At 36.0% G+C, this 21,403-nt stretch carries 14 protein-coding genes and 1 tRNA gene; 10 read left to right on the top strand and 5 right to left on the bottom strand.

Annotated elements, in window-relative coordinates; genetic code table 11:
* The first annotated feature begins 122 nt into the window (after positions 1-122).
* Positions 123-866, top strand: coding sequence for a lysophospholipid acyltransferase family protein (locus ACFSJT_RS04910; RefSeq protein WP_378319541.1), 744 nt, complete (start codon positions 123-125; stop codon positions 864-866).
* A gap of 232 nt (positions 867-1,098) precedes the next feature.
* On the opposite strand, the gene ACFSJT_RS04905 is transcribed toward ACFSJT_RS04910, so the two are convergent.
* The 4 genes from ACFSJT_RS04905 to recA all read right to left on the bottom strand — a co-directional run bounded on the left by ACFSJT_RS04905 (position 1,099) and on the right by recA (position 4,913).
* Entirely contained in the window at positions 1,099-2,679 is a 1,581-nt protein-coding gene (locus ACFSJT_RS04905; protein ID WP_378319104.1) for an outer membrane beta-barrel protein, read from the bottom strand.
* Positions 2,676-3,227, bottom strand: coding sequence for an RNA polymerase sigma factor (locus tag ACFSJT_RS04900; RefSeq protein ID WP_378319103.1), 552 nt, complete (start codon positions 3,225-3,227; stop codon positions 2,676-2,678). The genes ACFSJT_RS04905 and ACFSJT_RS04900 overlap by 4 nt, the downstream gene beginning before the upstream one ends.
* Positions 3,228-3,250: 23 nt before the next feature.
* Positions 3,251-3,682 carry a hypothetical protein gene (locus ACFSJT_RS04895; protein WP_378319102.1) on the bottom strand — a complete coding sequence of 144 codons (432 nt, stop codon included), beginning with the start codon at positions 3,680-3,682 and terminating at the stop codon, positions 3,251-3,253.
* Positions 3,683-3,905: 223 nt separating this feature from the next.
* Positions 3,906-4,913 (bottom strand): recombinase RecA, encoded by a 1,008-nt coding sequence (recA, locus tag ACFSJT_RS04890; RefSeq protein ID WP_378319540.1) that lies wholly within the window; start codon positions 4,911-4,913, stop codon positions 3,906-3,908.
* Between the two features lie 385 nt (positions 4,914-5,298).
* On the opposite strand from recA, the gene ACFSJT_RS04885 reads away from it, so the two are divergent.
* The 9 genes from ACFSJT_RS04885 to ACFSJT_RS04845 all read left to right on the top strand — a co-directional run bounded on the left by ACFSJT_RS04885 (position 5,299) and on the right by ACFSJT_RS04845 (position 21,135).
* Positions 5,299-8,487 carry an RHS repeat domain-containing protein gene (locus ACFSJT_RS04885; RefSeq protein ID WP_378319101.1) on the top strand — a complete coding sequence of 1,063 codons (3,189 nt, stop codon included), beginning with the start codon at positions 5,299-5,301 and terminating at the stop codon, positions 8,485-8,487.
* A gap of 12 nt (positions 8,488-8,499) precedes the next feature.
* Positions 8,500-13,854, top strand: coding sequence for a DUF6443 domain-containing protein (locus ACFSJT_RS04880; RefSeq protein ID WP_378319100.1), 5,355 nt, complete (start codon positions 8,500-8,502; stop codon positions 13,852-13,854).
* A 21-nt stretch (positions 13,855-13,875) separates the two neighbouring features.
* A complete protein-coding gene (locus ACFSJT_RS04875; protein ID WP_378319099.1) occupies positions 13,876-14,316 on the top strand; it encodes a contact-dependent growth inhibition system immunity protein in 441 nt (146 codons plus the stop codon).
* Between the two features lie 441 nt (positions 14,317-14,757).
* Entirely contained in the window at positions 14,758-15,039 is a 282-nt protein-coding gene (locus ACFSJT_RS04870; RefSeq protein WP_378319098.1) for a hypothetical protein, read from the top strand.
* A 5-nt stretch (positions 15,040-15,044) separates the two neighbouring features.
* On the top strand, positions 15,045-15,899 hold the full coding sequence (locus ACFSJT_RS04865; protein ID WP_378319097.1) for a restriction endonuclease subunit S: 855 nt from the start codon (positions 15,045-15,047) through the stop codon (positions 15,897-15,899).
* Between the two features lies 1 nt (position 15,900).
* Positions 15,901-18,963: a type I restriction endonuclease subunit R gene (locus tag ACFSJT_RS04860; protein ID WP_378319096.1), complete on the top strand. Its 3,063-nt coding sequence runs from the start codon at positions 15,901-15,903 to the stop codon at positions 18,961-18,963.
* Entirely contained in the window at positions 18,963-19,619 is a 657-nt protein-coding gene (locus ACFSJT_RS04855) for a M48 family metallopeptidase (RefSeq protein WP_378319095.1), read from the top strand. The genes ACFSJT_RS04860 and ACFSJT_RS04855 overlap by 1 nt, the downstream gene beginning before the upstream one ends.
* Before the next feature lie 153 nt (positions 19,620-19,772).
* Positions 19,773-20,423, top strand: coding sequence for a hypothetical protein (locus tag ACFSJT_RS04850; protein ID WP_378319094.1), 651 nt, complete (start codon positions 19,773-19,775; stop codon positions 20,421-20,423).
* Between the two features lie 130 nt (positions 20,424-20,553).
* A complete protein-coding gene (locus ACFSJT_RS04845; protein WP_378319093.1) occupies positions 20,554-21,135 on the top strand; it encodes a hypothetical protein in 582 nt (193 codons plus the stop codon).
* Positions 21,136-21,292: 157 nt separating this feature from the next.
* Here the strand turns inward: ACFSJT_RS04845 and ACFSJT_RS04840 are convergent.
* Positions 21,293-21,366 (bottom strand) — tRNA-Asn (locus ACFSJT_RS04840).
* Positions 21,367-21,403: the final 37 nt, after the last annotated feature.

Here is a 21,403-nt window from a genome sequence, read left to right as displayed (position 1 = left end):
ATATATTCTTACACTGTCAACTATTTACTGCCCACTCCGTACTTCTTGCACGGGCTCATGCTTTTCCGGCAAAGGTAATTTTTTTGTGCAGATAGGTCAAACCATTTATGTATTTTTGGGCCATGATCATGATCAGGAACATATTCATCCTACTTTGGCGTATTTGGTTCTATATTATTATGGGGATTCCCATAATAATTATGTTTCCGGTCTTATTGATACTTACCTCTAGAGAACAATGGTATCCTCAGTTTTTTGTATTGGCGAGATTTTGGGCTAGAATTGTACTATACGGTATGGGTTTTGTTCCAAAAGTAAGTAGAGAAGCTAGACCAGATCTTGATAAAAGTTATATGGTGGTCGCCAATCATACCTCGATGACCGATATTATGTTTATGCTACATTGTGTAAAGCATCCCTTTGTTTTTGTAGGTAAAAAGGAATTAGCAAAGATTCCCATTTTTGGGTTTTTCTATAAGCGAACATGTATTTTGGTGGATCGCAATAGTCAAAGAAGCCGAAAGGAAGTCTTTGATAGAGCCCATGCCAGGTTACATGATGGGACCAGTATTTGTATTTTTCCTGAAGGCGGAGTACCCGAGGATCAATCCCTGGTCTTGGATGAATTTAAGGACGGTGCTTTCAGACTGGCAATAGATCATCAGATCCCGATTTTACCGCTAACATTTTTTGACAATAAAAAACGCTTCTCTTATAAGTTCTTTAGCGGAAGTCCTGGTATCATGAGAGGACATATTCATAAAGAAATTTCAACTGAAGGACTCACCCAGGAAAACAAAAAGGAATTAAAAGAAAAGACGCGAAGTATTATTTTGGCGGCGCTGGAAAAAGATTTTAATCAATAGTTTAACGCTCATCACAAAAGTTCTACTGCATAATTCGGGTTCAATTTTCAATTAAATCTTTTATGCCAATTTGTGTTGATTTAGCTATAAATACAAAAGCCGCTCCTCTCAGGAGCGGCTTTGCTCATCATTGCTCATCATATAGAGCAATAACTACCCAACTAAAAACTTTATATACTTTACCTGTTGTGTGTTTTGATTTATTACTTCCAAAATGCACAACAGATATATTTTAGAATTTTATACTAACCCCGGTATATATACCGAAATAATAAGGTCTAAAATTTTCTGTGTTACCATTGAATCCGTTAAACTGATATTTGAATATAGGTTCTAGATTGATTTGAAATTGATCTGATAATTTGTAATCAACGCCTATACCAATATTACCTGTAAAACTTACATCGTTTACATTATTTGCCTCCCCAATAGTAGTTTCAAAATCTCCTGCTTCTATAGAAACCTCATTATCTTTTAAAAACAAGGTGCTCACACCACCAATCATATGCAAACCTAATTTTTTGTTAACCAGTGCGTATTTCATTTCTAAGGGAACTTCAATGTACCCTATACGTTGATTTAACAGCCCTTCATTTTGAGTTAGGTTTATAGCTTCTCTATTAATATCAGAGGCAACAAATTGATTGTTTTGATTTTGACCGATATCTGAAACCAAAATAACTTCTGCATTTGGACTATAATTAATACTTTCTAGATTTTGCCCCACAATACTTGAGGGCGAGAATCCAATATTTTGTGTATTATAACTGAGATCTACTTTGTTGACTCCTGAACGTACACTTAATCGCTTATTTACATGATAAGAAACATGTACCCCATAGCTTAAATTTACTTGTCCGCTTTTATTATTATCGGCAAACTGGGTATCAATGGAGGATCCGTCTCCAAAAGAGTCATAATAAACAGGTGCAATATTCGGAGTTACATTCCATTTTTTTGCTGTGTTTTTTTCTTCGGTAATGGCTTCTTCCTTTTGATTAATCGCATCAAATAGGGATTTTTTATTTTGATTGGCCTCAGGGGTTTCGTTACTAAATTCTTCTTTACCAGGGTTTTGATTGGTATTTGCATTATTCTCGGCCACGCCAGGGTTGGCAACATTATTTTGCTTATCAGGACCTTTTAAAAACAAGTTTTCTTTTTCAGGATTGGTATTTTGGTTTTTATGATTGGCGATATCAGCTTTATCGATTTTGGTATTCTTTTGAAGAATATCACCCGCTTTTTTACCGGTAGACGTGTTTGAAGGGGTATTATTTGGTTCTAAATTGTTTGCGATTGTTGATTCCTTCGTATTTGGCGTACTGGTCTTACTTTCAGTAGGTATTGAAGAACCTTGTTTAGAACCAGCTATTGTTGTCTTTGGGTCGTTATCAATAATTTTTTGGGAATTGCCATTGTTGGTATCGTTAGTTATACCCTCATTTTGAGGATTATCAGTCGAATTAATTTCTTCTTCATCTGAAGAAACAACAAAATTATTTTGATCACTTTCTATACGCTCCTTATCTGCGTTCTCTGGCGAAGAAACATCATTTGTAGCTGGGTCTTTACTGTCATTTGATACTACAGTTTCAGTAGTAGGGTCGGTGCTTTGAGAAAAATAGCCTATGGTAAAGATAACTGCAATCAATGCAGCAACACCGGCAGCTCTATACCAAAAGGGCAGTATAAGAGCTCGTTTTTTATTTTGGCGTGCCTTAATTTTTTCCCAGACAGCTTCATCAGGAGTAACTTCAAAATCTTTGAATTTCTCCTGAAATAATCGGTCTATATTTTTTTTATCATTCATCTTTGTTCGTCGATTGCTCGAACACAAGGTTCTTTTTTGGTTTCAAGTTTGGTTTTTAAAATATTTCTGGCTCTTGCCAGATTCGATTTGGATGTCCCAATAGAGATTTCTAATAGTTCAGCAATTTCTTTGTGAGCGTATCCGTCTAACACATAAAGATTAAATACCAATCGATACCGATCGGGTAGTTGCTGAATGATTTGTAAGAGATAATCTAAAGAGACTTCTTCCTCATTTATTTCTATTGCTGGTTCTTCAATTTGTTCTTCATTAATGATATCAAAAACTTTTTGCTTTCTATATTTTTGCAGAGCAGTGTTTATGGTCACTCGTTTTATCCATCCTTCAAAAGACCCTTTGTGCTTGTACTGCACTATTTTTTCAAAAATTGTAATAAAGGCATCTTGCAAAGTGTCTTCAGCACTAGGGTAATCATTAGAATATTTTAAGCAAATAGAAAATAATTTACTGCTATACATTCTATATAATTGCTCTTGCGCTTTGGCATTTTTTTTCTTGCATTTTTTTATGAGTTGATCCAAACCCACTAACATCCTTTTTTTGATTACTATTATTGTTCGTCTACTACCGGCACTTCTATGGTTAAAAATTGATTATTCCCTTGATCATCTCTGCCTTGCCAGAATCTAAAAACATACGAATTCTCTCGTCCGACAAAAAAGGTAAAAGATGCTTCAACCAGTTCTGTTCTTTCGAGATCTTCACAAGGGGTGGTATCATCATCAATCACAATATTAAAGACAGCAACTGTTCGTTCATTTCCGAATCCACCATAGTCAAATCCTGAAAAAGAATGACAGGTAGAGGGCCTAAAATAAGAAACAGTAATCTTATACGTTTCACCTCGAGTGAATTCGTCTGGGATCGTTACTTCTTCTATAGCAACCACATCATAAAAGAACGGAATGTTATCGTCATCATCTAAACATCCTGTAAAAAGGGCTGCTAGAAAAAAAGCTAAAATTAATTTTACTTTTTTCATATAAATAGGGTTTGAGGGCAAATGCAATTATTCTACTATAAAGATGTAGAGATATCGTTATGGTTGCTTTTAAGGTATAAAAAAATCCCGTCTTGATCATGATCAAGACGGGATTTTAGGATTTTTACTTGGATAATCGAGATTTTTAAATATCACAAGATGAGCCTAGACACCATAAAGTCTTTTCTTTTTGAATGTCTTGTAGGCCTTCGCCTAAGGTTTTTTACTCTTTTACAATCTTTATGGCTTCTTTAATTTTTTCTTCTAGCTCTTCCATGAGTTCTGGGTTATCATTAAGGAGTGCTTTTACTGCATCGCGCCCCTGACCCAATTTTGTATCCTGATAACTAAACCAAGAACCACTTTTCTTGATGATCTCATAGTCTACACCCACATCAATGATTTCTCCTGTTTTAGAAATACCTTCACCATACATAATATCAAATTCTGCAGTTCTAAAAGGAGGAGCAACTTTGTTTTTCACTACCTTAACACGTGTTTTGTTACCTTGCACTTCACTATTACTATCTTTGATTTGTGTAGAACGACGAATATCAAGTCGTACTGAAGCATAAAACTTTAAAGCATTACCACCGGTAGTAGTTTCTGGATTTCCAAACATCACCCCGATTTTTTCACGAAGCTGGTTGATAAAAATTACCGTACAGTTGGTCTTGCTTATAGAGCTTGTTAATTTTCTAAGTGCCTGGGACATGAGTCGGGCATGAAGTCCCATTTTAGAATCTCCCATTTCACCTTCGATTTCGCTTTTAGGCGTAAGGGCAGCGACAGAATCAATGACAATAATATCAATAGCACCTGATCTAATCAAATTATCGGCAATCTCTAGTGCTTGTTCGCCATTATCGGGTTGTGAAATAATCAAATTCTCGATATCTACGCCTAGTTTTTCGGCATAAAAACGATCAAAAGCATGTTCTGCATCGATAAAAGCTGCAATACCCCCTGCTTTTTGCGCTTGGGCGATGGCATGCAAGGTAAGTGTCGTTTTACCAGAAGATTCTGGGCCATATATCTCAATCACCCGCCCTCTTGGGTATCCACCTACACCCAATGCTAAATCCAGACCAAGGGATCCTGTGGGAATCACGTCTACTTCTTGAACGGCACTATCACCCATCTTCATTACCGTTCCTTTTCCGTATGCTTTATCTAATTTATCTAAGGTAAGTTTTAATGCTTTTAATTTTGCGTCTTTCTCTGTACTCATTTGTTGTTCAAATATATCTGGATTTGACATTCATATTAACTTTTTGCTAAAGTACTATTTCTTTTTATAGCTGCGATATGGATTCTAAAATCATTATTAACAACGGGATGACTCTTTGCTACCATCTATAGAATTTCAAAGAAAAGAGATTTCAGTTTGTATGGTGATCATGGATAGGGATTTATTTTTTTAAACTTAATTCAACTCGAGCTTTCCAAAGATTTATTTACAGTCACTATATATTAAAAACTAAAAATGATACAACAACACTAAAACTTTAACATTTTAATTTTTCCCAGTTTCAAAAAATGAAACTGGCATGGATTAATATTGTCCTGTTGAGAATAAAAAATAAGGAAAATAAAATCAATTAATAAACTGTTTTATGAAGAATACACTTCTCTTGGCTTTGCTACTTGTGCATTGCCTTAGCGCTCAGGAAGAATTCAACCCTGATTATGTAGAGTATCATGCCGAGTATACACCTGTTACTCCCAATGCTGCTAGTTTTTTACAATACGGAAACACCCTGGTAAACCATGCTACGGGAGTACCACAAATTAGTATTCCGTTATTTACTATTGAAGAAGATGGCGTATCCATCCCCATTTCTTTATCGTATCATGCTTCAGGCGTAAAAGTAGATGATCTGTCCAGTGTAGTTGGATTAAAATGGACTTTGAATGCGGGAGGAGGGATTTTTCGACAGGTCAATGATAAGATCGACGAAGAAGGCTGGATCGTCCCCGATAAGAAAGGATATATCACTCCGGACTGGGTATCACAGCATTCCTTATTTGATTATACCAATCAGCAGATTATGGAAACCTCCAATAAGCTGGATGATTATTATCCCGATGATTTTACCTTTAGCTTTTTGAATTATAACGGCACTTTTATTTTTAATCCTGATGGCACGGTAGTCGATGAGTATAAAGATGCAATCGCTATTCAGAAGACCCCGGGAACTGGTTTTGGGATTAATTTTGAAGCCCGGGATGCTCAAGGAAATACCTTTTATTTTAATAACACCCAAGAGCACAATGCCAAGCGAGTGTATTCCAATAATGATTATTCAAGAGATCGCCAAAGCAATGTATCGGGTTGGATGTTAGATCGAATACTGACCAAGAATTCAAAAGAAATACAGTTTACCTACACGCCCTATACGCTTGAGTATACACTGCATCAGATATCACATAATATTAGTTACGCCCCAGCTTGTATTAACGAACCAGGGATCAAATGTGTAGGCTGTGCCAACGATACTCAAGGAGCGCATAACACAAAGGTATTCCCCACCTCGATACAATATACCTCGATCAATCAATTAGTATCCACCATCGAGACCGAAAAAGTAAAAGCAACCTTTAACTATGTAGAAGACGTTAGCTTATCCACCTGGAAAAAGCAACTGAGTTCAATTACAATTCTGGATAAGATCAAGAACAAAACCAAACGCTTTGAGTTTACGTATAGACATTTTTCTGGGGATGCACGATTACGTCTGGATGCGGTTCAGGAAATAGGATTTGACGGGAGTGCAAAACCCCCTTATAGGTTTGAATACGTTGCAGGAGCGCTTCCTGAAAAAGCAAGCTTGTCTAAAGATTTTCATGGATTCTATAATGGGAAAAACAATACGAGTCTGGTACCATATTCGACACAAGCTTATAACACGATCAATCAGGCTTTTCGTAACAGTCTGGCAGATCGTAGAGAAGATACCAATTACCTTGCGATAGGAACCTTGCAAAAAATTACCTATCCAACCGGCGGAAGTACCGAATTTGAGTATGAGGCCAATGCAGTACCTTCGACGACCAATGACAATCCAAGATATATAACTAAATATGCGTCGGTGCATGCTTCAAGCGCGTATACAACTTCTGGAAGTTACCGGGTATTTAGATCTCCTTTTACCATCACAGAAGATCTAAGCCATTTGGGAACTCTGGTTACGTATACCACTTCCTCTTCCATATGCAATTTTGATCCTTTAGAACCCAGTATTGATTGTTCCCCCTTCAATATTTATCAAGTAAATACAGATGGGAGTTTAGGTGCGGCTGTCTTTTCCCCTTCCAAATTAATAGGTGCTGAAGGAAGCGTAGACCTTTTGAAGGGAGATTATATGTTAGAATTAAAGGTGGAAGATGCCAAACTAATTGCTAATCCTACGGCTCTGATTTCAGTAAACCTAAGCTGGGATGAGCAAGAAGCAGAAAGTACGGCTACCCGATATACCGGAGGGTTACGGGTACAATCGGTAATTGATAAAGATGCCGATGGAAGTATTGCCAAGCAAACCCAATATAGTTATAGTGGTTTAACAGGCTATAGTTTGAATTTGAGCGATACATTTAAGAGCTATGGAGAGCGGGCTGTATTTTCTTCCGATAATTTATCCTTAGAGGCCAGCCTTATAAAATCGGGCTATTTCTATGATACTGTCACTATAGAGACCATAGGAGATGATGGCCCTATAAAAACAATAGAATATTTTAAGGAGTTATATAGAAATAAATCGTATGAATCTGTAATGACTCGTCAGGAGTTCTATGAAGGTTCCTCCAAAGTAAAAACGGTTGATTTGGAGTATACCAATACCCTAGAGCAGAACCTGCAATTCTGGGTATTGTCTGATAAAGATGAGTGTTATCAATTTTCGAATACGATTTTGCCAGGACAGTTAGGATATCGCAATATGATTTCCAGGAATTATTATCATCGAAAAAATGAACTTACTGGGCGCACCGAGGTTGAGTATTATTCGGGAACCCCTTTTAAAGCTTTTCTGACCCAGTACAGGTATCAATACAATGATGATATGCAAATCATAAAACAAGAGCTGGATGGCAGGTATTATGCAACCAGTGAACAGGCGATCATCAATAAAAACTTTAGTACGAACCCCTACGGTAAACATACCATCATACAATATACGTATCCGGTAGATCATGCCTTAGAAAACAGTAGTATCGCTACGTTGCAAAACAACTACCAGGTGGGATTACCGGTGAGTAAAACCGTAACCACCAATGGTAGCCAGATCCTTGGACAGTTTATAGACTATGATGCCCAGGGTAATGTGGTTGCTACCTATAGGCACCATAAAGGAGAGACCATGCATACACACACCGCGGGTCATATCCCATCAGATTATGAGTTACGACAGGAGTTTATCTTAACTGCCGGAAAACCTGTGGAGGTACAACGAAAAGATGGACTTCCTACCACTATTTTATGGGATGCCACCCATAGTTATGTGTTGGCTCAATTGGTGGGAGTCACCAAAGCTGAACTGGATGCTGTGGTAACTGGAGTAATCGATCTGAAAACAAAAACTCATGCCCAACTCAGAACATTGTACGGTACGTTACGAAGTTCGTTTCCCGAGGCACAGATCACAACCTATATTCACGAACCTCTTCAAGGGGTACTGGAAGTAACCGATCCCCGTGGTTATACCACCCAATATAATTATGATGGGCTAAGTCGATTGACCCAGGTTAAGGATGAAGACAGTAATCTGATCTCTAAGCAACAGTACCACTATAAAAACCAACAGTAAAGAAAAGACATAATGAAAAATAGATATATAAAAAACATACTAGTATGCTGTATCCTGATGGTAGTGGGCCAGGGCTATGCACAAGATCCTATTGGGGATCCGGATGGTAATACATTATATTACTGGGATGGTGATGGTGATGGGTATGGAGCAACATCTCCCACCATAGTGAGTAATAGTTTACCTCATGGGTATGCAGATAACAATCAAGATTTAGATGATAGCAATAGCCTGATCACCAATATACCTCCCAGGAACTTTTATCGGGATGCCGATGGGGATGGGTTTGGAAATCCAAACAATAAAAAATATCAAAGTGCCCAACCTTCGGGTTATATTACTGTTAGTGGGGATTGTAATGATGGTAATGATGAGATCCACCCCAATACGGTATGGTATCGCGATAGCGATAATGATACGTGGGGGAACCCTAATGTAACAAAACAACAATGTACACAGCCCTCGGGTTATATTCGAAGAGCTGGGGATTACAATGATGGTAACAACTTGATCACCAATGTTGCTCCCAGGAACTTTTACCGTGATGCCGATGGGGATACTTTTGGAAATCCTGGAGTAAAGACCTACCGCAGTTATCAACCCAGTGGCTATGTCACCAATGCCAGTGACTGTAACGATGGGGATGCTTTGCAAAACCCCAATACGGTTTGGTATCGAGATTTTGATGGGGACGGCTGGGGAAGTGACCAGGGGATTGTCAATAATGACCCTCCTACCAAAACCCAATGTAGTCAACCTATAGGGTATGTTCGCAAGAAGGGGGATTGTAATGATGGTAATGCTTCGATGCATCCCGATACAGTTTGGTATAAAGATAGCGATGGCGATGGCTTTGCCAGCATGACCAAAACCCAATGTACGAGTCCTGGCACGGGCTATGGGTTTACAGTAAAACCCTTAGGGGATTGTAACGATGGCAATGGTTTGATTCATCCCAATACAGTTTGGTATAAAGATAGCGATGGCGATGGTTTTGCCAGCACCACTAAAACGCAATGTACGAGTCCTGGTGCGGGCTATGGGTATACAGCAAAATCCTTAGGAGATTGTAATGATAGCAATGCTTCGATTCATCCTAATACGGTTTGGTATAAGAACAGTGATGGGGATGGTTTCGCTAGTACGACCAAGACACAATGTACCAATCCTGGTTCAGGCTATAGTTTAGCGGTCAAACCTTTGGGGGATTGTAATGATAACAATGCTTCGATTCATCCGAATACGGTTTGGTACAAAAACAATGATGGCGATGGTTTCGCTAGTACGACCAAGACACAATGTACCAATCCTGGTTCAGGCTATAGTTTAACGGTCAAACCTTTGGGGGATTGTAATGATAACAACGCTTCAATTCATCCGAATACGGTTTGGTATAAGAACAGTGACGGCGATGGTTTTGCCAGTACGACCAAAACACAATGTACTAATCCAGGGAGCGGGTATAGTTTAACGGTCAAACCTTTAGGGGATTGTGATGATAACAATGCTTCGATTCATCCCAATACGGTTTGGTATAAGAACAGTGATGGTGATGGGTTCGCCAGTACGACCAAAACGCAATGTACCAATCCTGGATCAGGGTATAGTCTAACGGTGAAACCTTTAGGCGATTGTAATGATGGTGATGCTTTGATTCATCCCAATACGGTTTGGTATGCAGATCATGATAACGATAGCTTAGGAGACCCAAATGATATTAAGACACAATGTACACAACCTACAAACTATGTCTTGGATAATACCGATAACTGTCCCAACATCTATGGGGAGATCCAGGGATGTCCAGCGACTCCGTATGAAGCGGTAACCTTAAGTGATGAAAATTATGTGTTTACCCAAAGCTTTCAGGAACCGGTACAGTCTACATCAGAGCTTCAATTCAACGAAGATGTGATCGAGAGTGTTTCATATCATGACGGCTTGGGAAGAGCCAAACAACAGGTAGCCATCAAAGCTTCTCCCGATGCTCAAGATATCGTCACCCATATCGAATATGACAGCTACGGAAGACAAGCCAAACAATACCTTCCATTTGCATCCAGTGGTACAGTGGGAAGCTATAAAACAGTAAACGTTGAAAATGATATCAATGCGTATTATAAAAACAAATATGCAGCAGACTTCCAGGGGATCACAGATCTTACCCAAATAAATGCCTATAGCGAAAGTGTATTGGAGACTTCCCCATTGAATCGGGTTTTAGAACAAGGGGCTCCTGGAAAGGATTGGAAAGCAGATTCCAACAGTAATACTGATCATACCATTAAGTTTGATTGGGACACCAATGCTTCTAATGAGGTAATACATTTCAAAGTAACTTTTGCAAATGCGGATACTGAGAAACCCCAATTGGTAAAAGAAGCGTATTACCCAGAAAATACCTTACAACTCACCATCACCAAGGATGAAAACTGGGGACCCAACCAAACACACCCGGATGATCATACCACCAGAGAGTATACCAATCATCTGAGGCAGGTGATCTTAAAACGCACCTTTAATGATGGGATTGAACATGATACCTATGATGTTTATGATGATTATGGGAATCTCACCTATGTACTGCCACCAAAAGTAGATGTCACTAATGGTGTCTCTAACACCGAGCTTGCCGAACTATGTTATCAGTACAAATACGATTATAGAAATCGCCTAGTAGAAAAGAAAATACCTGGGAAAGGATGGGAATATATCGTGTATAACAAACTCGATCAACCCGTAATGACCCAGGATGCATTATTAAAGGCAGAATCTGCTTGGTTATTTACCAAATATGATCGATTTGGCAGGGTGGCTTATACCGGAAAACTCACTGATAACCGAGAACGAAACATAGTACAAGAGGAAGCAACGGCGTATACTAATGATTTATGGGTAGAAAGAAGCAATGCCAATGTGATCGGCGGTGTTACCATGTATTATACCAACGAGGGCTATCCCGATGTGCAGAATGGAGAAGTATTGACCATTAATTATTACGACGATTATGAGTTTGATACGGCTGGGATCAACAATCCGGATACGGCCTATGGGGTAGGCACCACCGATCGTACCCAATCCCTGGCTACCGGGAGCAAAGTAAAAGTATTGGACACCGACGATTGGATCACTACGGTTACCTATTACGATACCAAAGGAAGACCTATCTATGTGGCCAGCAAAAATGAGTATCTTAATATTACAGACATTGTAGAAACCAAGCTAGACTTTGTTGGCAAAGTTAAAAAGACAACCAGCAAACACAAAAAAGGGGCTAACCCTGAGATCAAAACTGAAGATGTGTTTATATATGATCATATGGGTCGACTTACACAACAAATCCAAGAGATCGATAATCAAGATAAAGAACAAATCGTAACCAACAAATACGGTGAATTGGGGCAATTGGCTAGTAAACATGTTGGTGGAAATATCACCCCTAACGGAGTCGAGCGGTCAGGTTTACAAAACGTAGACTATACCTACAACATCAGAGGATGGCTTAAAGGAATTAATGATGTAGATAATCTAGGGAATGATCTGTTTGCCTTTAAGATTGCCTATAACAATCCCGAACATGGAACGGTTGCTATGTTCAATGGAAATACTTCCGAAACTGAATCAAAAACTGCAAACGATAATTCACAGCGGTGGTATAAATATGGATATGATAACTTAAACCGACTAACAAGTGGTATAAGTAATTCAGGAAGGTATGACCTTACTAGTGTTGGTTACGATAAAATGGGGAATATTACATCACTAAATAGAAAAGGACATTTAAACAACGAAGCCACTTCTTTTGGTGTTATGGATAATCTTAGTTATATCTATAATGTTGGAAATAAACTATTAAAAGTTACTGATGCTGCTAATAAAACCTATGGTTTTAAAGATGGCACCAATACAGATAATGACTTTTCTTATGATACCAATGGTAATTTAAACCAGGATCGAAATAAAAATATTACAAGTGTTGCCTATAATCATTTTAACTTACCTACAGAAGTCGTATACAATAACACTAACACTCAAAAGATCAACTTTATCTACGATGCTGAAGGTAAGACCGTAAAGAAAGAAGCAATTGATGGAGATGTTGTAACTTTTACTGAATATTCTGGAAAAGCAATTTATAAAGACAATACTTTACAGTTTTTACATAACCCTGAAGGGTATGTAGAACCCGAAAATAATGGCTCTTATACCTACGTTTATAATTTTAAAGATCATTTAGGTACAGTACGTCTTAGCTATGCAGACAATGATAAGGATGGTAAGATTGACGTAGTAAGAAATAACGTAGATATTGACGGGGATAATGATTATGCCCATGAGATCAGAAAGGAAAGCAATATATATCCTTTCGGAATGGCACACAAAGGTTATAATAACGTAGTTAGTGGTGCAGAAAACGACTTAAAAACTTATCAAGACCAAGAACTATCAAAAGAATTAGGACTCAACTGGCATCACTTTAAGTTTAGGACATATGATGCGTCTATGGGTAGGTTCTTACAGATAGACCCATTAGCAACGACCTATACTTATAATGCTACTTATGCTTTTGCAGAAAATAACGTTTTGAGTGGTATAGACCTAGAAGGAAAGGAATTAACTTTTGAGCTAGATGGAAATAGGGCAACCGGTGTATCCGGACCAAGACAAGGAACATATACTTTAAGTGAAGTCAGAAGTATAATGTCCCAGAGAAAAACTGAAAATGATGCCTTGATGAATAAGCTAAACCCTTCAATTGTTAGTCCTACTGTCAAAGGCGAAATTAGCTTACCAAGCTCCCATATAAATAGGGCAAAGTATGCTTATCCCCAGTCCGGGCTAATGATAGCAGAAGGTGTTGGCATTGGGGCAAAAGAGGCTGTACAAGATGCTGCTTTAGGAGGTATTGGGGTAGGTCTTGTTAAAGGAGTGCAATCAATTAGAAGATTTAGATTGGCAGATAACGTACTCTCTCCTTTTGCTTCTAATTCTTTAAAAAGAGGACGTATAGCTGAGAGAATGATGAGAGCTAATATGAGCTGGCCAAGCAATTTTCCAGTAATTGATAAAATAATTGATGGCGTTGCTACAAGTATTAAAACCTATGATTTAGATGCAGCAACATATAATAACGGAAATAGATTATTATCAAGGCTAAAAAGTGACATAAACAAGTTGGATAATCTGAGTGGTACTACAAGTTGGGGAGGAACGGTTGTAGAAGAAGGTGTTGATTACACGAGTAAGGCATTTAGTATTGGAGTTCAAACAAGTAAAGGAACTGAAAGTCAATGGAAACAAATTCAACAAGCCGTGGATTATGCTTTGTCCAAAGACATTAATGTATCTATTAGATTTATTGATTAAATTTAAGCATTAAAGAGAATTATGAAAAGAGCTAATATTTTAAAATTCGAAAAGGACAATAGATTTATAATGTACCCTGTTAACACTTTAAGGGGAGGTGGAGGAATTGCTTCTTCTCCTTACATAATCAAACAGAATTTATCCGATACAGAGGTTGCAGAAGAATTATTGCATGTTTTGGATAATAGTACAGTTGATGTATTAAGACCTGTAGATTGGGAACTGTTTCAAAAGAGTCATTTGAAAAATATGGGATTTAAAACAATGAAATCTTTACATGATGACAGTATAAGTGTGAGTGTATTTACCAAAGATAATAACTACTATATAAACCCAACGGTTAACAAAGGTCCCAAACAAGGCTTTCAAGGTGCTACTGAAGATCGAATAATTATTTCGATAAATGCAACAATTGATGAAATGGCCGATGCTCTAAAGGAAGCCTTTGCTAGATGTAAATAATATTGATAGATTAAAAAAAACAGTTACAAGATCTAATCTTGTAACTGTTTTTTTTAATTAGTGTTGTTCCTATTGCTCAAAGTTTAAAAAAATTAACAGGGATATTAAAAAATGCAAAATGAGCAAAAGCTAGATAAGGTATAGAAGGTCCTGGTTTAAGGGGTCATTTTACCAAACATGGATTACAAGTTGGGGTACAAAATGCAAGATAATTTGATATCAGTGCTAGACTTACTATTCGAAATGGAAGAAGATTTAAATATCGTGATAGAATGACTGGACAACCTAGAGTAGGTTATTATGATAGTAGTACTGGTTTATTTACAGCTACTACTCAAAATGGGGAAAAATAATAATTAAAACCCATTTTCCAGAAACTTGGTCAAATCTTAGGAAACTTCCTGGTTCACAATACAATAACTGCTGTATAATAAATAGTACATGGATAATTCAATCAGATTTATAGAAAAGCACTTGAATGATAAATCAAAAATGCATCATCAAGCAAGTTCAATAGGCTATCAATTATTTTTAATGAAAATTATTGATGGCCATAGCTTAGCTGATAATTTAATTTTAAAGTATAAGAAAAGATTAGTTGATTGGAATTTAGAAGATTTATTGTCTAAACAAGTAGAATATGGAATTGTAATAGCAGAATCAAATGAAAATTTAGAATATGAAGAAATGCATAAACTATTTTCCCTTTGTGATGAAATATAGCTACTGTGCTTTCGAAAGTAGATGAAGGTATCAAAGCTACCAAAAACGGCATAAAGGCAACAGAGAAGCTCAAAGAAGCACTAATGCAAAACTTACTTACTGGAAAACTAAAACCTGATAACACCTGGCGTACAAAAGATGAGTTTTATGAAGATGAAAAGTTCGGGAGAGTTCCTATTGGGTGGAAGGTAAAAAGTATTAATCAACTGTTTGATTTCCATCCTACCTCTTCTTATTCAAGATCAAAACTCATTGATGAAGGAGAAATAGGGTATATACATTATGGAGATATTCATACAAAATTTAATAGAATACTTGATTTATCGTTTGAACCTATTCCTTTCATACCAAATGCTCTTGAAAAGAAATATGAAAAATTAAAGGATGGAGATTTAGTTGTTTCAGATGCTTCTGAAGATTGGGATGGAGTTGGAAAGTCTATTGAAATAATTAATTCAGATTCTAAAAAAGTAATTGCAGGTCTTCACACGTTACACCTTCGTCCAAAATCAGATGATTTAATATTAGGAATAAAAGGATACATAATGAATCTTTATAAGGTTTCAATATCAATTAAGAGGTTAGCAACTGGAGCAAAAGTTTATGGTGTAAGTAAATCAAGTTTATCCAAGGTTTTACTTCCAGTTCCTTCTGAACTAGAACAACATGCCATTAAAGCTAAATTAGATGAAGTTTCAAATGAAACAAGTCAAAAACAAATCAAAATCAAAAGCCTTCAACGCTTAAAAAAATCATTAATGCAAAACCTGCTTACTGGAAAAGTTCGTTTACCAGAAGATTTTATTACACAATTTGACAATGAGTGTGAAGTAACCAATACAATTACAATTGAACAGTGATATGGGGAATTTATCAGAATTAAAAGGTGTAGAAAAACCAGTAACCAAGTGGTTAGGTAAAATGGGCTGGTCGTTTAAAAGTAATAAAGATTTAAAACACTATGAACGTCCTTTTTCTAAACCTATTATTGAGCAAATTTTGGTAGAAAAAACAACTGCTATAAATAGCATAAGTGAAGAAGTTGCCCGACTGGCTGTGGAAATGCTATTGCAAAACCTAAACAACCCAATTCCTATTTTAGGTAATGAGGCGTTTTTAGATAAATTGGTTTCAGGTGTTACACTATCGGTAAAAGACCAAGACATTGATGTTCATTTTATTGACTTTGAAAACATTTGGGAAAACGATTTTATCGTAACCAACCAATTTTGGGTACAAGGTTATAAAATGGTTAAAATCGATATTGTATTGTTGGTAAATGGTATTCCGTTAGTTCCAATAGAAGCCAAACAAAGAGCCAGAAAAGGAACGAATTGGATGGAAGGCGTTCGTCAGTTTTCTACCTACGACCAAAGAGCGGATAAATTGTATATGTGCCACTGTTTTGGTGTGGCTTGTAATGGAAGAATTACCAAATATGGTATTCCTGGAGCTTCTTCATCTTATTTCAATGAATGGAAAAACACCTTGCTAGACATAAGTCAACCAAACCCAATTTTAGAACCTAAAAACGATTTGTGCAGAACGTATCAAGACGAAAAAGATGGTCTTTGGAACTTTGATGTAGACCGTTTACCCAATGGTGAAGTTTTGGAAAGAATGAAGCTTGGTATTATTGGCTTATTGCAACCTGCTAGAGTATTAGATATTCTTAAACACTTTTTAGTTTTTGAACGAGAAGAAGGAAAAATCGTTAAAAAAGTAGCTCGTTATCAACAATTAAGAGCAGCTAATAAAATTGCGGATAGAGTAATCAAAGGAGATTTAGACCAAGGCGTCATTTGGCATACACAAGGTTCGGGTAAGAGTTTAACAATGCTTTATACAGCATATAAACTTCGTCAAAGCAAGGAACTAAAGGACCCAACCGTTTATATAGTGGTTGATCGTAAAGATTTACGAGAACAAATTGGTGGCACGTTTGACGATTGTGAATTTCCTAATGCAAGACCAGTAAACAATATTGGCGATTTAAAACATATTATCAAAACAGCACCTTCGGGAGTTTTTATTACAACAGTTCAAAAATTTGATGAACTGGGTGACCGTCAGGACTTACGGGATAATGTAATCGTTTTAATTGACGAAGCGCACAGAACACAATACGGTAATTATCAAATTGAATTACGAGCTGTATTGCCTAATGCAAAACGATTTGCGTTTACAGGGACACCAATACCTAAAACACACCAAGAATTTGGAATCGTTGACCAAGAAAAGGGAAAACACGAGTATTATCTAGACAAATATAGCATACAAGATGCAATTGATGATGGAGCTACAAAACCTATTCGATACACATTTGGGCCAACAGAATGGTTTTTAGATAAAGAGAAATTAAAAGAAGGCTACAAAGAAATCACAGCAGAACTTACAGAAGATGAAAAGAAAGCAGTAGAAAGAAGAGTATCGGCTTGGAAAGTGTTTTTAAAGCACCCAGAGCGTGTTGAAACACTGGCTAAAGACATAGCAACAGATTTTAAAGAAATGCTAGAGCCACAAGGTTATAAAGCTCAGATAGTAGCATGTGATAAAGAAGCTTGTGTATTGTATTACAATGAATTATTGAACTATTTCGACCGCTCAGAAATAGCTATAATTTTCTCAACAGGTCATTATGAAGAAGGTGAAAAATATGAACTCTACAAAGACCATTATAAAGAGGATAAGGAGCGTAAAAAACTAATCAAACAGTTCAAGAAAAGAATTACCGAAGAAGAACAAAAAATGGGTAATAACCTTAAAATCTTCATAGTCTGTAATATGCTTTTAACTGGATTTGACGCACCTATTGAGCAAACAATGTATCTGGATAGTCCATTACGAGATCATAACCTTTTACAAGCAGTAGCAAGAACTAACAGACCTTATGATGATAAGGTGACTAAACTCTCTAAAGAATTTGGACGAATCGTAGATTACGTTGGTGTTTTCCAAAATTACAAGGAAGCACTGAATTATGATCCTGAAGACATTGGTGAGTTTGAAGACGTAGAAAGCTTAGTAAAGACATTTCCAAAAGTATTAAGTGAAGCCTTTAAACCTTTCATAAAGATTCAATTGGAAGATAGTTACGAATGCACAATGGCAATCGTTAGAAAACTATCTGAAATAGACCATGGAAAATTTGAGAATGATTATAGAGAAGTGATTCAATTGTGGGAATCTATTTCACCGCACCCAGCACTTCGAGAATCAAAAATAAAATACTTGTGGCTTAATGAGATTTATGAAATCTATTTAGAAGAATTTAAACGATTGGATTTTGATGCAGAAATCTATGCTGCCAAAACAAGAAAGTTAATTCAAGAAAGTGCTAAACTGCTTAATTTTAAAGGACATTTACCTGAAATCTCTATTGATTCAGATTACTTAAATAAACTTAAAGAAATCAAGCTTGACCCTTCAGATAAAGCTGAAAAAATAATTAGAGATATCGAAACTGTAATTCGAAAAAATGAAGTAAATAGTGCTATTTACGTTGAATTTCAAAATCGTTTAGATGATTTGATAAAGCAAAAACAAGAAGAAAGTCTAGCCATTGAAGAAATCTTAAACCAATTAGGCGAATTGTATTCAGAACTGGATGAGGTTGCTTCACTTCCAACTCGAATGGGTTTTCCTGACAAAGGAAGTTTTGAGTTTTTTACAATTATAAAAAATTCTTCGGGAGAATCATTTAATGAAGAACTAGTCAGAGAATTTTCATTTGAGGCAGCTGAAAAAATCAAGGCTAAAATTTATAACGGTTGGCAAGAAGTGCCAAGAGAATTTGACCGTTTGAAATATGAAATATTGTTACTTTCAGTAAATCCAAAGTTTGAAGAATTGAAAATTGATTCAAATGAAGAATTAATGGAACATATAATGAAAGCCGTTCTTCAAAATTATAAATTGAGTTGATGCAGTTACCTGATAACTATATATTAATTCGCAAAGAAGTAAAACACGCTCGTCTTCGAGTAAGTGAAGACGGAAAAGTACGCATAATTGCCCCTCCTGATTTTTCGGAGGATGATATAGACTTAATGTTGAAGAAAAAGGCAAGATGGATTGATAAAAACTTAAAGTATTTTGATAGAATGTCATCTATTGAATTAAGACGAAATCAATTATTGCTTTTTGGAAATAGATATGACTATTTTTATAATACGACCTATTCACAAAAGGTAATTGTCGATCATGAATATAGAACAATAAATTCAAAAAAGGATTTACTTGATTCAAAAATTCAAGAAAAATGGTACAGAAAAATTGCCAAACAACATTTAACTAAACGGACAAAACAACTTTCTGAGAATTTGAATTTTAAATACAACAAGATTTTCATTAGAGAGTCCAGAACGAAATGGGGTAACTGTTCAAAAGAGAAGAATTTGTCACTAAACTGGAAATTGGTAAAAGCACCTGAATTTGTTATTGATTACATTATTATTCATGAACTGATGCATACTGTAGTGATGAATCACACACAAAAATTTTGGACTATGATGAAATCGTATTATCCAAATTATAAAGAATCTATAAAATGGTTAGAAAAATATGGGAATAGCCTATAGTTAAAATGGCTATTAACATTTGTAATTCACACAAACCAATTCTAATGATAAACTGAACGAAAAAAAGCTGGCGTATAACATTGTGTTCTAAATCATAGTAGGAATGTTAGAATAAAATTTCAATAAGCGGTTACTAGAAAAAAGAAAATCCCAATGTCGAAGAATACAATATTTGCAACAGATAAAGATGGAAATGAAATTACAATTGGCCAAGTTGAGAATTGGATAGCAGATAAAGAAAAAGCAAAATTGGCAACATTAGTTTATGACAGATTGTATGGTAGATATTTAAAACCTTTTGATTTCGAAGATGCCGAATACGAAAAGAGTTATAAAAATGGATTTGCAATTATGGCAAATTGCTGTTTATTGATAGAAGCTTTTATTTCGTTTCAGGAACCAGGATTAAAAAGCACTTATAGAAATAGTGAAAGATGTTTTGGAATTTTTTTCACAACCCAAGATAGATTTAAAGATCTTTCAAACGATGGACTTTCGGCAGCTCAATATAAGAATCTGGAATTTAGAATGAATCGCAATAATAAAGGAATACCGAAAGAGTTTTATACAGATGTTAGATGTGGAATTCTTCATTCCGGAGAAACAAGAAATAACTGGAAAATAGTCCGTAGTGGTGAATTTTTTGATGAAGCGAATCGGCGAATAAATGCAACTAAATTTATGAATCGATTAAAGTACTCTATTTCCGATTTCAAAAAGGAATTAAAAAAAGAAGATTTTGACACTTCAATTAAATGGAAAATCTATATAGAAAAATTGAAACATGTAATTTTAAATGCATAGAAAAGCCTTTAAAACGCGCCATTTAATTACGTCATAAAAACTCAAAGCGAATCACAAATCAATGTCTGTCCAAATTTGGACTCTATATTTATTATTAAGATATTTATCGTCAACAAATTCACACAAATCAATGACAAATACGCTTAACGATAAATACGATTTTGAATTACGCTTTGCTTCAAAAAAAGAAATAAGCTCCTTGATAGAATTCCTTGCCGAAAAGAATTTTAGAGACCGTTTAATGAGTAAAAAAGAAGTTAATATGCCATGGATTGTGAAAGAAAGGAATGACTTTATCAAAAAAGAGAGACCAATTATACAAGGTTTAATAGGAGACAAAGTGATAGTGCAGGATTTTAAGAAACACCATGTGTCTATTTATGTCTACAACTATATTCAGGAATTTAAAGAAAATAAAATTACGTCGATCACCTCGAGAGTCCTTAAAACAACAAAGGGTATGGAAATCCTAAAAGAAGATGATGTAATCTTTGATTTGGAACATATAAAGACTTTCGGCTATCATGATAGTGATATGAACAAAGGAAGGCCAAGCAAACCTACCAATCAGTCCATACAAAAAACATTAGAGATCAACGAATATTTAAGAGCTAATCCAAATAAACATATGGATGCCATTTGTCAAGAATTTGGTATCGGAAAAACTACATATTATAGAGTGATGAAGTGGTTGGAGGTTAGAAACGTGTAGTACAATTGAGATCGAAAACACCTCAAAAAGCATAATGGGTTGGTTTTGATTTGTATAAAACCACGAAATGCAAGCAAAAAGCAAGCAAAAAATGCTAAATAAGGATGAAAATAAAAAAAGAGCTACGATTTTTGATCGTAACTCTTTGATAATTAAGCTCCCCCTCTTGGGCTCGAACCAAGGACCCTTTGATTAACAGTCAAATGCTCTAACCAACTGAGCTAAGGAGGACTATGGTTTTGCAAATATAGAGCGTTTTTCTCTTTTT

Origin of the sequence: Aquimarina celericrescens (assembly GCF_042682765.1) — a bacterium.
Lineage (GTDB): Bacteria > Bacteroidota > Bacteroidia > Flavobacteriales > Flavobacteriaceae > Aquimarina > Aquimarina celericrescens.
Note: the sequence above shows the minus strand (reverse complement) of the source record. Positions and strands in the feature narration are given on the sequence as shown.

Coding starts and splice junctions, on each gene's coding strand:
- ACFSJT_RS04910 (WP_378319541.1), top strand. CDS start 123: ATGATCATGATCAGGAACATATTCATCCTACTTTGGCGTATTTGGTTC.
- ACFSJT_RS04905 (WP_378319104.1), bottom strand. CDS start 2,679: ATGAATGATAAAAAAAATATAGACCGATTATTTCAGGAGAAATTCAAA.
- ACFSJT_RS04895 (WP_378319102.1), bottom strand. CDS start 3,682: ATGAAAAAAGTAAAATTAATTTTAGCTTTTTTTCTAGCAGCCCTTTTT.
- recA (WP_378319540.1), bottom strand. CDS start 4,913: ATGAGTACAGAGAAAGACGCAAAATTAAAAGCATTAAAACTTACCTTA.
- ACFSJT_RS04885 (WP_378319101.1), top strand. CDS start 5,299: ATGAAGAATACACTTCTCTTGGCTTTGCTACTTGTGCATTGCCTTAGC.
- ACFSJT_RS04880 (WP_378319100.1), top strand. CDS start 8,500: ATGAAAAATAGATATATAAAAAACATACTAGTATGCTGTATCCTGATG.
- ACFSJT_RS04875 (WP_378319099.1), top strand. CDS start 13,876: ATGAAAAGAGCTAATATTTTAAAATTCGAAAAGGACAATAGATTTATA.
- ACFSJT_RS04870 (WP_378319098.1), top strand. CDS start 14,758: ATGGATAATTCAATCAGATTTATAGAAAAGCACTTGAATGATAAATCA.
- ACFSJT_RS04860 (WP_378319096.1), top strand. CDS start 15,901: ATGGGGAATTTATCAGAATTAAAAGGTGTAGAAAAACCAGTAACCAAG.
- ACFSJT_RS04855 (WP_378319095.1), top strand. CDS start 18,963: ATGCAGTTACCTGATAACTATATATTAATTCGCAAAGAAGTAAAACAC.
- ACFSJT_RS04850 (WP_378319094.1), top strand. CDS start 19,773: ATGTCGAAGAATACAATATTTGCAACAGATAAAGATGGAAATGAAATT.
- ACFSJT_RS04845 (WP_378319093.1), top strand. CDS start 20,554: ATGACAAATACGCTTAACGATAAATACGATTTTGAATTACGCTTTGCT.